We start from the raw sequence: 14366 nt of genomic DNA on the forward strand, positions 1-14366 counted from the left end.
GTGACGACTCGATCCAGCCCGGCGATGCGTCACCGCGATCATTCTCCGACAGTGAAGAAGACTCTCTGATGCAGTTGCACCGACTGGAGGTCGAAGGGTTCGGTCCGTTCCGCGAGCGGCAGACCGTCGACTTCGATGCTTTCGCCGACGACGGCATCTTCCTGATCGCCGGTCGCACGGGCGCCGGCAAGTCCAGCATCCTCGATGCCGTCTGCTTCGGTCTCTACGGCGGAGTCCCGCGCTACGAGGGTGGCGAGAAGCGGCTGCGCAGCGATCACTGCGAGCCCGACGACGTGACCGAGGTCGTGGTGGAGTTCAGCACTCCGGCGGGCCGATTCCGCGTCAGGCGTTCACCGGAATACGAGCGCCCCAAGAAGCGCGGCGGCGGCATGACGGTGCAGCCGGCGGCCGTGCAGCTCGACACCTCGGTCGGCGGCGAATGGATCGGTCTCGCCGCGAAAGAGCGCGAGGCGGCCTTCGAGCTCGACGAGATCCTGCAGCTCAGTCGCGAGCAGTTCCTGCAGGTGATCCTGCTCGCGCAGAATCGGTTCTCGGAGTTCCTGCTGGCGGGGAGCAAAGAGAGACAGTCGCTGCTGCGGCGGCTGTTCGGCACCGAGCGTTTCGAAGACGTGCAGGCGCGTTTCGATGAACGACGCAAGGCGGCCGAGCAGAGTCTCGGGGCACGCCTCGCAACGGTGTCTGCCCGCCTCGACGAGGGCGAGAGGCTCGTCGGCAGCGCCGGCCTCGGGCACGACGGCGAGGTGCAGGGAGAAGACGCGGGCGCGGCCGACTCAGAGCCTGTCGCGGTGACGACAGAGGAGCGCCTCGACGGTCTGCGTCGCGCGAAGGCTCGTGCGGATTACCGCGCAGAACGTCGAGCGGCTGAACGGATCGAGGCGGAGAAGCAGTCGGACGCAGCAGACGCGGCCCTCGCGATCGCGCGTGAGGAGCAGCGGGCGCAGCTCGAGCGGGATCGGGCCAGAGCCGCGCTCGCACGTCTCGAGGCTGATGAGCCGCACATCGCCGCCGCGCGCAGTGAACTGCAGAAAGCCAGGGCCGCGGAGCTGCTGCGGGGCCCGATCTCCGCCGCGACGACGGCGACATCGGCGCTCGACGCCGCGATCGAGGCCGAGACACGCGCACGGGCGGCCTGGGAGGCTCACGGCATCGTCGCGGACGATCTCACGGAGTGGGCGGCCGAGCGCACGGCGCAGACCGGTCTGTGGCAGCGTGCGGCAGAGCTGGAACGCTCCGCGTCGGCGCTCGATGCCGAGCTTGCGGCGACGTCCGATGCCGTGGCGGCGGCGACCGCTCGCATCGACGCGGCCGAGGCCGATCGTGTCGCGCTTCCCGCAGAGCTCGAACAGCTCACACTCGCGCGCGACGCGGCGAGGCAGCTCGCTGATCGCGCCGGAGATCTGGCCGCAGCACGGGATGCTGCCGCAGCGCGGCATGCGGCGGCGGTCGAGACAGTCCGTCTCAGAGCCGCTCATGACGACGCCGAACGGCAACTCGCTGACGCCAGCGCCGCGCTCGCTGCAGCTCAGACCGCGCTCGCTCAGCTCAGACAGCGCCGACTCGACGGATTCGCGGGGGAGTTGGCGACCTCGCTGCACGAGGGCGAGGCGTGCCCGGTATGCGGATCGCACGAACATCCGGCTCCCGCCGTGCATGCCGACCCCGTCTCGGCGGAAGACGTCGACGAGGCTGAAGCCGCACGTGATGTCCTCGCGCAGCGCGAGCGAGATGCGGCAGAACGGACATCCTCACTGCGCGCCGACCTCGCCGCGGCGATCAGCCGCGCCGACGGTCGAGAGGTCGACGAGGCTGTCGCAGAACTCGACACCGCGGCAGCGGCGCATGCACAGAGCACAGACGCAGCCGACCAGCTGGTCACACTCGATCAGCAGCGCGAAGCCCTCCTCGCGCGCATCCGCCGTCTCGACAGCGACCGCGACCGTGATTCCACGGCGCTGGCCGCGGCACGCGAAGCGCACTCGCTCGTGGCGCAGCGGGTCGCCGATACGCGAGAGACGATCGCAGAAGCGAAAGGGCACTACGAGTCCGTGGCCGAGAGGCTCACGGCGACGCGTGTCGAAGTCCAGGCTGCTCTCGCGCTCGTCGAGGCGGCGGCAGAGCGGGCACGCAAGGCTGAGGCCGCGACAGCTGCGAAGGCCGAACTGGATGCGGCGCTGGAAGCATCCGAGTTCGATGGCGTCGCGGCGGTCGAGCTGTCGCTCCGCACGGCCGCAGCGCAGGCGGCTCTCGAGAATCGAGTCACCCAGCACGCCGTCCAACGCGAGAAGGAGCGCGCGATCCTCCTCGACCTCGAGCTCCGCACGCTGCCGGAGGAGACGATCGATCTCGGTCCTGCCGAGCAGTCTTCCTTCGCCGCGCGGCAGCGCTGGTCCGTCGCGGTCGACGAGGCGGGGCGGGCGGCAGGGGTGTCAGAGCAGCTCGCCGCGGTCATCGAGGCCGCGACATCAGAGCACGCCCGCATCGCGGACGACGCCGCCGACTACGAGGTTCTGCGAGGACTCGCCGACGCGATCGCCGGTCGCGGGGCGAACGCCCGCAAGATGACGCTCGAGACGTTCGTCCTCGCCGCCGAACTCGAAGAGATCGTCGACGCCGCGAACCGCCGGCTCAGCGACATGTCGACGGGGCGCTATCAGCTCCGCCACTCAGACGCGCTCGCCGCCCGCGGGGCCGCGTCTGGGCTCGGCATCGTCGTGTTCGACGCATTCACGGGCCAGACCCGGCCGGCGCAGTCGCTGTCGGGAGGGGAGACCTTCCTGAGCTCCCTCGCCCTTGCGCTCGGACTCGCCGAGGTGGTCACGGCGCGAGCCGGCGGCATCCGTCTCGACACCCTGTTCATCGACGAGGGCTTCGGCTCGCTCGACGGCGACACCCTCGACGTCGCCATGCGCACGCTCGACGAGCTGCGCCAGGGCGGTCGCACCGTCGGCGTCATCAGCCACGTCGAGGCGATGCAGGAGCAGATCCCTGCGCAGCTGCGGGTGCGTGCGACGTCGAGCGGTCCGAGCGTGATCGAGGCGCGCTGAGACCCGGCGCGCCCCCCGCCGGAGCAGCGGGCTCAGCCGATGCCCGTCCTCAGACGCCGTACTCTCGGCGGATCACTTCACGCAGCTGCACGCTGCACCGTGCGATCGCCTCGCGGAAGTCGACGAGCGCACCATCCTCCGCCCGGTCGGAGATCGCGCGGAACGCGCGGATCGGCACTCCGAACTGCTCGGCGACCCAGATGTACGCATAGGTCTCCATGTCGACCAGACCTGCACCCGAGGGGCGGATGACGGCGGTGATCCCGGCATCGCCGACGAAGCTGTCGCCGGTCGCGATCAGCACGCCCTCGCGGCCGGTGGACACGCGCGCGGGCAGCGACACGTGCTGCCCTGCGACGCCGTCGAGGTCGAACACGTCGTGCTGCAGTGCGCTGCCGATCTCGTGCACGGTCGCATCGAGCTCAGGGTCGATGCCGCCGGCGGTCCCGACGACCACCACCTCGGAGTACTCCTTGGCGTCGAGCGCACGGGTGAGGGCGTACACGGCCTGCATCTTGCCCTCGCCGGTGACGAGCTGGTCGAATCCCTCGAGCTCGTCCGGGAACGCTGCGAGTTCGGATGCCATGGCTGCGACGAGAAGTTTCACTCCGCCATCCTGCCAGGTGGATCGATCGCCGCGAAGCCGAGCGCGTGCGACCGACGTCATCTCGATGTAACACTGGGGGAGGATACTGGCGTCGGGCAGACCGGAGGAACAAATGACCCTGCAGCAGCAGATCTCTGAAGCGCTCGGCGTGAAGGCCGAGATCGACCCCGAGGTCGAGGTGGAGCGCCGAGTGGCGTTCCTGGTCGACTACCTGCGGGTGACCGGAGCGAAGGGCTTCGTGCTCGGGATCTCCGGCGGCCAGGACTCGACACTCGCGGGGCGACTCGCACAGCTCGCGGTCGAACGCGTGCGCGCCGAGGGCGGGGAGGCGAAGTTCCTCGCAGTGCGGCTGCCGTACCGGGTGCAGAAGGACGCCGCTGATGCCGAGGCCGCGCTCGAGTTCATCGCACCGGACTCCTCGGTCGAGGTGAACATCCAGAACGGCGTCGACGGCGTCGAGGAGGACATCGAGTTCGCGGTCACGAGCGACATCAGCGACTTCAACCGCGGCAACATCAAGGCGCGCGTGCGCATGGTGACGCAGTACGCGCTCGCCGGACACGACGGTCTCATCGTCATCGGCACCGACCATGCAGCTGAGGCGGTCACGGGCTTCTACACGAAGTTCGGCGACGGCGCGGCCGACATCCTTCCCCTCTCGGGTCTCAGCAAGCGGCAGGGCCGGTCACTGCTGCTGCTGCTCGGGGCGCCGGATCGTCTCGCCTACAAGGTGCCGACGGCCGACCTCCTGGACGGCCAGCCCGGCCGAGCCGACGAAGACGAGCTGGGCCTCACCTACGAGCAGATCGACGACTTCCTCGAAGGTCGCGAGGTCGACCCGGACGTCGCCGGGCGGATCGAGTCCCGATACCTCGCCACGCAGCACAAGCGTCACCTCCCGGTCACCCCCGACGACACGTGGTGGCGCTGACACGCCTCTCGGCGTGATCCCGTGTCGGATGCCGCGGCTAGTGTCGAAGCATCCGAGGGAACGGGAGAATCGTGCGGATCGACACTCAGGCGCAGCGCGTCATCTGGAGCGCGAGCGACCTCAAGGCGGCCGCCGAATGCGAGTTCGCCTGGTGCCGCGCGATCGATGCGAAGCTGGGCCGCGTCCCGGCCGTGGAGGAGCCTGAAGACGCGACTCTCGCCAGGGCCGCGCTGCTCGGAGACGTCCACGAGCAGAACGTCCTCGCCCGCTACATCGACGATCTCGGGAGCGATCGGGTGCACCGGGTCGAGAAGGTGTCGTCGATCGACGCCGAGGCGCTCGCGGCTGCCGTCGACGAGACGGTGCATGCGCTCGGATCCGATGCGCTGGTCGTCTTCCAGGCGGCGTTCGCGACACCCGAGTTCGTCGGGTTCGCCGATTTCCTCAAGCGCGACGACGACGGGCGATGGCGGGTGCAGGATTCCAAGCTCGCCCGCAAGGCGCGCGTCACCGCCCTCATGCAGCTCGCGGCATATGTCGATCAGCTCGACCGGCTGGGCATTCCGCGGTCCGATGAGGTCGACCTCATCCTCGGCGACGGAACGCTGAGCACCCACGCGGTGGATGACCTCCTTCCGCTGTTCCAGGTGCGTCGAGCGCGCCTGCGCGCCCTCATCGCGGATCGCCGAGTCGACGACGGCTCCAGCGGCGCCCCGCTGGCGTGGGGCGACGACCGCGGAGACCTCGAGATCGTGGCCTGCGGACGATGCGCGACCTGCGAGGAGCAGGTGATCGCACACCGCGACCTGCTGATGGTCGCGCGCATGCGGCCCGTGCAGCGCGCCCGGCTGCGGGCGGCCGGGATCGAGACCATCGACGCGCTGGCCGACGCCGATACGCCTCCTGACGGCATGAACACCGACACGTTCGAGACGCTGCGGGCGCAGGCGAGGCTGCAGATCCGCGCGGATGCCGAGGGTGCGCCGACATACGACGTGCACTACGCCGCGGCGATCCACACCCTCCCTGTGCCCAGTCACGGCGACATCTTCTTCGACTTCGAGGGCGACCCGCTCTACACCGAGCCGGCGCCTGACGGCGAGGCTCATTGGGGCATCGACTACCTCTTCGGATGGGTCGACAACGCCGACCAGTACACGGCGCTGTGGGCCCACGACTTCGCTGCGGAGCGAGAGGCGTTCGAGCGATTCCTCGACTTCGTGAAGGTGCGCAGAGCAGCGCACCCCGGCATGCACATCTATCACTACGCGCCGTACGAGACCTCGCACCTGGTGGCGATGGCGGCACGCCACGGCGTGCGCGAGGGCGAGATCGACCGCCTGCTGCGCGAGGGCGTGTTCGTCGACCTGTATCCGCTGGTGCTGCGCACCGTGCGCGTGGGGTCGCGGTCGTACTCGATCAAGAAGCTCGAGCCGCTCTACATGGGTGAGGACGTGCGCACCAGCGACGTGCAGAAGGGCGACGACTCGATCGTGCAGTACGTGGCGGCCCGCGAGTTCGCGGCGGCAGGGGAGCAGGACGAGGCCGATGCGGTCTTCGCCGATCTCGCCGACTACAACCGCTACGACTGCGTGTCGACGAGGCGCCTTCGCAACTGGCTGATCGACATCGCCCGGAAGGAGGGGGTGAACCCCGCCCCGCCCGACGAGGCCGACGAGGTGATCTACGAGCCGTCGCCGCGATCGGTGGCACTCCTCGCCGACGCGGAGCGGGCCGCGGCGGCGGGCGGCGACGGTCAGGTGCATCGCCTCGCTGCGGCCGCCATCGACTACTTCCCTCGCGAGGCGAAGAGCTTCTGGGTGTCGCACTTCCAGCGACTGCGCGAGCCCGTCACTATGTGGGACGGCACTCGCGATGTCGTGCGCGTCGACCGCATGTCCTCGACCGTGCAGCGCGACTGGAGCGTCGGCGAGGGGCGCCGGGTGATGTCGCGCGACATCGAGATCCGGGGAGAGGTGTCACCCGGCACCACTCTCGGAGCGGGGTCGCAACCGTTCGCGCTCTATCCCGTGCCGGCTCCGTTCGACACCGAGGCTCCGTCACGCGCGGTGCACGTGCCGCATACGGTCACTGTCACCGAGGTGCTCGACGACGGCTATCTGATCACCGAGACGGCGATCCAGGGACAGACGTGGGACGAACTGCCTCTCGCTCTCACCCCCGCGGCTCCGCCGCGCGTCGTCTCGCTGCAGGGCGCGATCGACGAATGGGCCGACACGGTCCACGCGGCAGCACCCGGGTTCCCGTCCGACGCGGCCACCGACATCCTGCGCAGGATCCCTCCGCGGACGCTCTCGGGCGGCCCCCTGCCTGACCAGGGGGACGAGACGATCGATGCGATCGTGCGAGCGGTCCTCGACCTCGATCGCAGCTATCTCGCGGTGCAGGGTCCTCCTGGCACCGGCAAGACCTACACGGGCTCCCAGGTGATCGCGCGGCTGGTCAAGGAGCACGGCTTCCGGGTCGGCGTCGTCGCGCAGTCCCACGCGATCATCGAGAATCTGCTCGAGCGGGTCGTGGCCGACGGCGTTCCCGCGGCGCAGGTCGGGAAGGCGCCGAAGGATCCGTCATCCGATCCCTCGTACACGGCGATTCCCAAGAACGGCATGGCCGCATTCCTCGGCGAGCATGCCGAGCACGGAGCGGTCGTCGGCGGAACGGCCTGGGACTTCAGCAACACCGCACGCGTGGAGCGCGGGGGCCTCGACCTGCTCGTGGTCGATGAAGCGGGGCAGTTCTCCCTCGCCTCGACGATCGCCGTCGCCGCGGGCGCGCAGCGTCTGCTGCTGCTCGGCGATCCGCAGCAGCTTCCCCAGGTCAGCCAGGGGGCGCACTCCGAGCCCGTCGACACGTCGGCTCTCGGATGGGTCATGGACGGCGACGCGGTGGTCCGACCCGACTACGGTTACTTTCTGGCACGTTCGTGGCGCATGCATCCTCGCCTCGCCGCGCCGGTGTCGAAGCTCGCATACGCCGGGCAGCTCGCGTCGGCTCCCGGCACCGAACGGCGTGCGCTCGACGGCATCGATCCCGGTCTGCACATCGTCCCGCTCCGACACCGCGGCAACGCCACGCAGTCGCCGGAGGAGGCGCGCGAGGTGGTGGCACTCGTGCGAGACCTCGTCGGACGCGCGTTCACCGACAACGATGCCGATGTCACGGTCCGGCCGCTCGCGCAGCGCGACATCATCGTGGTCGCGCCCTACAACGCGCAGCGTCAGGCCGTGCACGACGCACTCGCCGAGGCAGGCTTCCCCGACGTCCCGGTCGGCACGGTCGACAATTTCCAGGGCAAGGAGGCGGTGGTCTCGATCACGTCCCTCGCGGCCTCCAGCGGTCGGGATGCCCCACGGGGTCCCGAGTTCCTGCTGCTGCAGAACCGATTGAACGTGGCGATCTCGAGAGCGCAGGTCGCGGCCTACCTGATCCACTCCCCGGCACTGCTCGACGACCTCCCGCGCACACCGGAGGGGGTCGCGCGGATGAGCGCCTTCGCCCGTCTCGTCGGCGCGGCGAGCTGAGCGACGACCGACCCCACGGCGAGGAACAGCCACCATGCACACGACAGACGACATCCTTCGCGCCTCGGCGGCCTGGGTGTGGTTCCCCCGTGACAGCGAGCGAGAGAAGACGGAGCTGCAGCTGGTGCGGTATCCCGAACGGTTCGGTGGCGGGGTGCGCGGATCGCAGGTCGACTCGGACGCTGATGCCGCGACTGTTCTCGACCACGCGATCGACCGCACCAGATCGTGGGGGGAGCGCGAGCTGCGCTTCTGGACCAACGCGTCCGATCGCCCCGACTCGAAGCCGAGCTGCGCAGACGCGGAGCCGAGCACATCGACACGGTCGCGGTGTTCGCCTGTCCGATCGACCGCGCGTCGATCGACGTCCCGCCGGAGCCCACCGCAGAGGTCGTTCGCACACTCGAGCAGGTCCGCGAGGTCGACGCCATCAACGTGCCGGTGTGGCAGCAGCAGCCCCTCGACGAAGAAGGGCTTCGGATCGAACTCGAAGAGATCGCGTCGACGCTCGACGCGGGTACGCACTCCCGTGTTCTCGCGCGGCTCGACGGCCGGGCCGTCAGCACCGGCGGGTGCACGATCGTCGACGGATTCGCCCGCTTGTGGGGTGCCGCCACGCTCGAGCACGCGCGGGGCAGAGGCGCTTACCGGGCGGTCCTCGCCGAGCGGCTGCGGGTGAGCGCATCCCTCGGGGCGGAGACGGCACTCGTCAAGGGGCGCACAGCGACGTCCGCACCGATCCTCGAACGGGCAGGTTTCACCCACTACGGAGACGAGCGCGGCTACCGCCTGGGCGTGTGAGTCGCCCCGACGGGGCGTCACAGCCGGGGGCCACGCGCGGCGATGTTCGGGGGCGTGGCACCGGTCAGGCGCCGAGCTCCTCGCGGACCAGTCGCGCTCCCGCAGACAGAGCGCTCAGCTTGTCGAGCGCGACATGCCTCGGCAGGGGTGCCATGCCGCAGTTCGAGCTGGCGATGAGAAGCTCTGCGTCGACGAACTCGAGCGCGCGGCGCAGGGTGTCGGCGACTTCCTCCGGAGTCTCGACCTGCTCGCTCGCCACATCGATCGCCCCGAGCATGACCTTCTTGCCGCGGATGAGCTCGATGAGGTCCATAGGAACATGAGAGTGGTGGCTCTCCAGCGAGATGATGTCGACGGAGGACCGCTGCAGAAGGGGGAACGACTCCTCGTACTGCCTCCACTCCGCGCCGAGAGTCGCCTTCCACTCGTTGTTCGCCTTGATCCCGTAGCCGTAGCAGATGTGCACAGCCGTCTCGGCGCTCAGCCCTTCGACTGCGCGCTCGAGGGCCGCGATTCCCCAGTCCTTCATCTCGTCGAAGAAGACGTTGAACGCGGGCTCGTCGAACTGGATGATGTCCACTCCCGCAGCCTCGAGCTCCCTCGCCTCCTGGTTGAGGATGGTCGCGAACTCCCACGCCAGCTTCTCGCGGCTGCGGTAGTGACGGTCGGCCAGGGTGTCGATCATCGTCATCGGGCCAGGGAGCGCCCACTTGATCGGCTGATCGGTCTGCTGACGCAGGAACGTCGCGTCGTCCACGAACACGGGCTTCGGACGGCTCACCGCACCCACCACTGTGGGCACGCTCGCGTCGTAGCGGTCGCGGATGCGCACCGTCTCGCGATTCTCGAAGTCCACGCCGTCGAGATGCTCGATGAAGGTGGTGACGAAATGCTGGCGGGTCTGCTCCCCGTCGCTGACGATGTCGATGCCGCGCCGCCGCTGTTCGTGCACCGCGGCGCGCAACGCATCATGCTTGCCCTCGACGAGCGCATCCCCCTGCAACTCCCACGGCGACCAGAGCACCTCAGGCCTCGCGAGCCATGCCGGCTTGGGCAGGCTCCCGACGATCGAGGTGGGGAGGAGGGTTTCCAAGGTCGTCGAGCCGGCGCCGGTCATCGGACCGGAGCCGGGTAGGCGGCGGCCCACTGATCCAGCACGCGCCGGTGGGGCGTCACGAAGTGCTCATCCGCGTAGCGTCCCTGGACGACCGCGAGCTGGCTGCGCTCCTCGCGGTCGTAGGTGATCTCGGTCTGCTGGAAGTCTTCGTGGGCCAGGCTCGGACGGTAGACGCTCTCGGCGGGTGTGTTCGCGTTGTAGATCTCGGGGCGGTAGATCTTCTGGAACGTCTCCATAGTGCTGATCGTGCCGATGAGCTGCAGATCGGAGTAGTCGCTCAGAAGGTCGCCGCGGAAGTAGAAGGCGAGCGGGGCAGAGCTGCCGCGCGGCATGAAGTACCGCACCTGCAGGCCCATCTTCCCGAAGTACTCGTCGGTGAGCGAGAAGGAGTCCTGGACGTACTCGATGCCGAGCACGGGGTGGACGTTGCCGTTGCGGCGATACGTCCTGCTGGTCGAGACGCTGATGCAGATCACCGGCAGGGTCGAGAACCGCTCCTGATACGCGTCGGACTCGAGGAAGTGCTGGAAGAGCTTGCCGTGCAGCTCGCCGAAGTCGTCGGGTGTCGCGAACCCGCCGGCGGCTGCGCTCGCCGCGGGCAGGACGACGCTGAAATCGTAGTCGCGCAGGTAGGAGGAGAAGTTGTTCCCCACGATGCCCTGGTGGCGTTCGCCGGTCAGCCGGTCAACGATGTGGATGTCCAGCACCTCGAGGACGGGGAACTCCCGGTCCTCGCCGTCGGCGAATCGCAGCTGCACCGAGACGATGTCGAGTTCCACCGAGTAGCGGCCGCCGTCTGGGCCGTCGCCGTCGAGTCCGTCGCCGCGTGCGAGATCGTTGAACCGTCGGTCGATCATCGTGAGGGCATTGCGGAGGTTCTGCTGGCGACGCTCGCCGCGGGCGAGGTTGGCGAAGTTCGTGGTGATCCGCGAACTGTCCGACGGGGCGTAGTCCTCGTCGAAGCGCGTGGTGGTGATGCTGAACGTGATCTCGTTCGCCATGAGGGGCCAATCCGGGAGAGAGGCCGACAGGGCCTCGCGAATGCTGTGCTCTCATGGTGCTGCCGAACGAGGGTCATCGGGTAATTCAGCTCCACTATGCGGTGCTATAGCCTTCTCCTATGCCCAGGCGATCGAGCGGCATCACGCTGCAACAGCTCCAGTACTTCATCGAGGTCGCCGCGGAAGGATCCATCACCGCCGCGGCCGACATGCTCTACGTGGCTCAGCCCACGATGTCCGCGGCGATGAAAGACCTCGAGAGTCGGGTGGGTCGTGCCCTTCTGGCCCGCTCGGCCCGGGGCGTCACGCTCACCAGTGACGGTTCGGAGTTCCTCGGGTACGCCAGACAGATCGTCGAGCAGGCCGAGCTGCTCGAGCAGCGCTACCTGGGGCGGCCGCCGTCGCGCCGACTCCTCGGGGTGTCGACGCAGCACTACTCGTTCGCTGTCGATGCCTTCGTGCGGATGGTCAAGGGCTCGAGCGCGGCCGAGTACGAGTTCTCACTGCGGGAGACCCGCACGTGGGACATCATCGAAGACGTGCGGACGCTGCGCAGCGAACTCGGCATCCTCTTCCGCAACGACTTCAACCGGAACGTCATCGACAAGCTGCTGCGCGACTCGGGGCTCGCGTTCCATCCGCTCTTCGTCGCCGAGCCGCACATCTTCGTCTCGCGACGGAACGCGCTCGCCTCCCGCGAGCGGGCGACCCTCGACGATCTCGTCGGCCTGCCGCGGCTCACCTTCGATCAGGGGGCGAACAACTCGTTCTACTTCGCCGAGGAGATCCTCTCGACCCTCTCGAGCGCTCGCGAGATCAGGGTTTCCGACCGAGCGACGATCTTCAATCTCATGATCGGACTCGACGGGTACACGATCTCGACGGGCATCATCAGCGACGACCTCGATCCTGAGATCGTCGCGGTGCCTCTCGACGTCGACGACCACATCGAGATCGGATGGGTCGGACGCACCGCCATCCCCCTGACCGAGCAGGCGCAGCGATATCTCGCCGAGGTCCGCGACGTCGTCGCGGGGTTCGGCGTGGCGCTGCTCGGCTAGCGCGAGCAGCCGATGCGTCAGACGGTGCCGTAGAGCCGATCGCCGGCGTCGCCGAGTCCGGGGACGATGTAGCCCTTCTCGTTGAGACGCTCGTCGAGCGCGCCGAGCACGATGGTCACATCGCGGTCTCCGACGAGCGCCTCGATCGCGGCGAGACCCTCCGGCGTGCCGAGCAGGCAGATCGCCGTGACGTCCTTGGCCCCGCGGTCGAAGAGGAACTGGATGGCCGCAGCCAGCGAGCCACCGGTTGCGAGCATCGGGTCGATGGCGAAGCACTGGCGATCGCTCAGGTCATCGGGGAGGCGCTCGGCGTAGGTCGTCGGCTCGAAGGTCTCTTCGTCGCGGACCATCCCGAGGAATCCGACCTCGGCGGTCGGCAGAAGCTTGACGAGTCCCTCGAGCATGCCGAGTCCTGCGCGCAGGATCGGTACGACGATCGGGCGAGGCTCCGAGATCTTCACGCCCATCGTGGTGGTCACGGGAGTGGTGATCTCGACCGGGCTGACCTTCACGTTGCGGGTCGCCTCGTACGCGAGCAGCGTCACGAGTTCTTCGGTCAGCTGGCGGAAGACCGGCGACGGTGTGCGATGGTCGCGCAGCACCGAGAGCTTGTGAGTGACGAGAGGGTGGTCGGCGACGTGAACACGCATGCCTACAGGCTAATGCGCCGGACGCTCGCGTACGACATCGGCTGCACGGGAGTGGCCTCTGCGGCTGTCGTAGGCTCGACCCATGACCGCCCCCGACCTCATCGCGATGCGCCGCGCTCTCGAGCTCGCGGCCGAGGCGGCAGCGGTGTCGGAGATCCCCGTCGGTGCGGTGGTGCTCGACGCCGAGGGGCGGATCGTCGCGGACGGTCGCAACAATCGTGAGGCGACCGGGGATCCGACCGGTCACGCCGAGGTCGAGGCACTGCGTGCCGCCGCGGCATCCGTCGGCTCGTGGAATCTCGAGGGCCACACCCTCGTCGTCACGCTCGAGCCCTGCCTCATGTGTGCCGGGGCGATCCTGCAGGCGCGGATCACTCGGGTCGTCTTCGGAGCCTGGGACGACAAGGCGGGGGCCGCCGGATCCATGTACGACGTGCTGCGTGATCGTCGGCTGCCGTATCGCGCCGAGGTCATCGGCGGGGTCGAGGCAGACGCCGCCAAGGCCCTGCTGCGGGACTTCTTCGAGCAGCGCCGCTGACGGTCGCGGACCTCGGGGGAGTCAGTCCGAGGACTTGAGCACGAACACGTCGGTCGACGGCTCCGGGTCGAGCGACGGCCGGTACACGTCGGGCTCGATGTAGATGACCCTGGCCGTCGGCACGGCCTCGCGGATGCGGGCCTCGATCGCGTCGATGTCGACCGCGGCCTCGCGCAGCGGCTTGTCGGCATTGAGTGCGATCTTCGCCGCCACCATCAACTCGTCCGGTCCGAGGTAGAGCGTCTTCATGTGGATGATCTTCTCGATCTCGTCGCCGGCGTTGATCGCGTCGACGATGCGATCGTGATCGGCCGGGGTGGCTCCCTCGCCCACCAGGAGGCTCTTGGTCTCGACTCCGAGCACGATCGCGATGAGCACGAGCAGGATGCCGATCATCAGCGTTCCGAGTGCGTCGAACACGGGGTTGCCGGTGATGATGGTCAATCCCACACCGAGCAGTGCGAAGGTGAGACCGGTCAGCGCCCCGACATCCTCGAGCAGCACGACGGGCAGCTCCGGCGCCTTGGCGCGACGCACGAACGACACCCACGACTGGCCCTCGTCGCGCACGAGGTTGCTCTCCTTGACGGCCGTGCGCAGCGAGAACGACTCGAGGCCGATCGCGACCACGAGCACGACGAGCGGCAGCCACCACCAGGTCTTGTCGAGTTCGTGCGGGTGGGTGAGCTTGTCGATCGCCTCGTAGATCGCGAACAGGCCACCGACGGAGAACAGGATGATCGACACGACGAACGCGTAGACGTAACGCTCTCGGCCATAGCCGAACGGGTGCGCTCGGTCGGCCTCGCGCTTCGCCTTGCGGCCGCCCAGCATGAGCAGCAGCTGGTTGCCGGAATCGGCGACCGAGTGGATCGCCTCGGCGAGCATCGACGCGGATCCTGAGAGCGCCCAGGCGATGAACTTCGCCAGGGCGATGCCCAGATTCGCCAGGAACGCCGCGAGAATGGCCTTGCCGCCGCCGGATGCACTCATGCGACGAGTCTAGATCGGCTCGCCCGTGGTCGCCCGGTGCGCCCGCCGTAGGATGACGAC

Annotated in this window: 11 protein-coding genes; 6 read left to right on the plus strand and 5 right to left on the minus strand. The window is 68.6% G+C overall.

Translation table 11 applies throughout. The features are described from left to right. Nucleotides 1-68 precede the first annotated feature (68 nt). Entirely contained in the window at nt 69-3065 is a 2997-nt protein-coding gene (locus OPU70_RS12765) for an AAA family ATPase (RefSeq protein WP_042538952.1), read from the plus strand. Between the two features lie 49 nt (nt 3066-3114). On the opposite strand, the gene OPU70_RS12770 is transcribed toward OPU70_RS12765, so the two are convergent. Beyond that, the gene (locus OPU70_RS12770) at nt 3115-3672 is read right to left on the minus strand and encodes a phosphorylase family protein (RefSeq protein WP_042539416.1); all 558 of its coding nucleotides are present in this window, start codon (nt 3670-3672) and stop codon (nt 3115-3117) included. 112 nt (nt 3673-3784) lie between these two features. Here OPU70_RS12770 and nadE point away from each other — a divergent pair, with 112 nt between their 5' ends. The 3 genes from nadE (at nt 3785) to OPU70_RS12785 (ending at nt 8946) form a co-directional block, all read left to right on the plus strand. Further along, nucleotides 3785-4603 carry an NAD(+) synthase gene (nadE, locus tag OPU70_RS12775; protein WP_042538954.1) on the plus strand — a complete coding sequence of 273 codons (819 nt, stop codon included), beginning with the start codon at nt 3785-3787 and terminating at the stop codon, nt 4601-4603. Between the two features lie 71 nt (nt 4604-4674). Next, nucleotides 4675-8145, plus strand: coding sequence for a TM0106 family RecB-like putative nuclease (locus OPU70_RS12780; RefSeq protein WP_475433834.1), 3471 nt, complete (start codon nt 4675-4677; stop codon nt 8143-8145). A 228-nt stretch (nt 8146-8373) separates the two neighbouring features. Continuing rightward, nucleotides 8374-8946: a hypothetical protein gene (locus tag OPU70_RS12785; protein WP_498557956.1), complete on the plus strand. Its 573-nt coding sequence runs from the start codon at nt 8374-8376 to the stop codon at nt 8944-8946. Between the two features lie 64 nt (nt 8947-9010). On the opposite strand, the gene OPU70_RS12790 is transcribed toward OPU70_RS12785, so the two are convergent. Then, nucleotides 9011-10039: a methionine synthase gene (locus tag OPU70_RS12790; protein WP_042539420.1), complete on the minus strand. Its 1029-nt coding sequence runs from the start codon at nt 10037-10039 to the stop codon at nt 9011-9013. Between the two features lie 20 nt (nt 10040-10059). Then, entirely contained in the window at nt 10060-11064 is a 1005-nt protein-coding gene (locus OPU70_RS12795; RefSeq protein ID WP_042538958.1) for a putative oxygenase MesX, read from the minus strand. 119 nt (nt 11065-11183) lie between these two features. Between OPU70_RS12795 and OPU70_RS12800 the strand changes: the two genes are divergently transcribed. Then, nucleotides 11184-12125 (plus strand): LysR family transcriptional regulator, encoded by a 942-nt coding sequence (locus tag OPU70_RS12800; protein ID WP_042538960.1) that lies wholly within the window; start codon nt 11184-11186, stop codon nt 12123-12125. Nucleotides 12126-12142: 17 nt separating this feature from the next. Here OPU70_RS12800 and upp read toward each other — a convergent pair whose 3' ends face one another. Continuing rightward, entirely contained in the window at nt 12143-12775 is a 633-nt protein-coding gene (upp, locus tag OPU70_RS12805; RefSeq protein WP_042538962.1) for a uracil phosphoribosyltransferase, read from the minus strand. Between the two features lie 82 nt (nt 12776-12857). Between upp and OPU70_RS12810 the strand changes: the two genes are divergently transcribed. After that, nucleotides 12858-13313, plus strand: a complete 456-nt coding sequence (locus tag OPU70_RS12810; protein ID WP_042538964.1) for a nucleoside deaminase — start codon at nt 12858-12860, stop codon at nt 13311-13313. 21 nt (nt 13314-13334) lie between these two features. Here the strand turns inward: OPU70_RS12810 and OPU70_RS12815 are convergent, their stop codons facing one another. Continuing rightward, nucleotides 13335-14306 carry a cation diffusion facilitator family transporter gene (locus tag OPU70_RS12815; protein WP_042538967.1) on the minus strand — a complete coding sequence of 324 codons (972 nt, stop codon included), beginning with the start codon at nt 14304-14306 and terminating at the stop codon, nt 13335-13337. Nucleotides 14307-14366: the final 60 nt, after the last annotated feature.

The sequence above is a fragment of the Microbacterium sp. SWDP-B6 genome (genome assembly GCF_059803615.1).

What these genes read in the sequence shown, in the direction of transcription:
- OPU70_RS12765 (WP_042538952.1), top strand. Translation starts at nt 69, where the DNA reads ATGCAGTTGCACCGACTGGAGGTCGAAGGGTTCGGTCCGTTCCGCGAG.
- nadE (WP_042538954.1), top strand. Translation starts at nt 3,785, where the DNA reads ATGACCCTGCAGCAGCAGATCTCTGAAGCGCTCGGCGTGAAGGCCGAG.
- OPU70_RS12795 (WP_042538958.1), bottom strand. Translation starts at nt 11,064, where the DNA reads ATGGCGAACGAGATCACGTTCAGCATCACCACCACGCGCTTCGACGAG.
- OPU70_RS12800 (WP_042538960.1), top strand. Translation starts at nt 11,184, where the DNA reads ATGCCCAGGCGATCGAGCGGCATCACGCTGCAACAGCTCCAGTACTTC.
- upp (WP_042538962.1), bottom strand. Translation starts at nt 12,775, where the DNA reads ATGCGTGTTCACGTCGCCGACCACCCTCTCGTCACTCACAAGCTCTCG.
- OPU70_RS12810 (WP_042538964.1), top strand. Translation starts at nt 12,858, where the DNA reads ATGACCGCCCCCGACCTCATCGCGATGCGCCGCGCTCTCGAGCTCGCG.
- OPU70_RS12815 (WP_042538967.1), bottom strand. Translation starts at nt 14,306, where the DNA reads ATGAGTGCATCCGGCGGCGGCAAGGCCATTCTCGCGGCGTTCCTGGCG.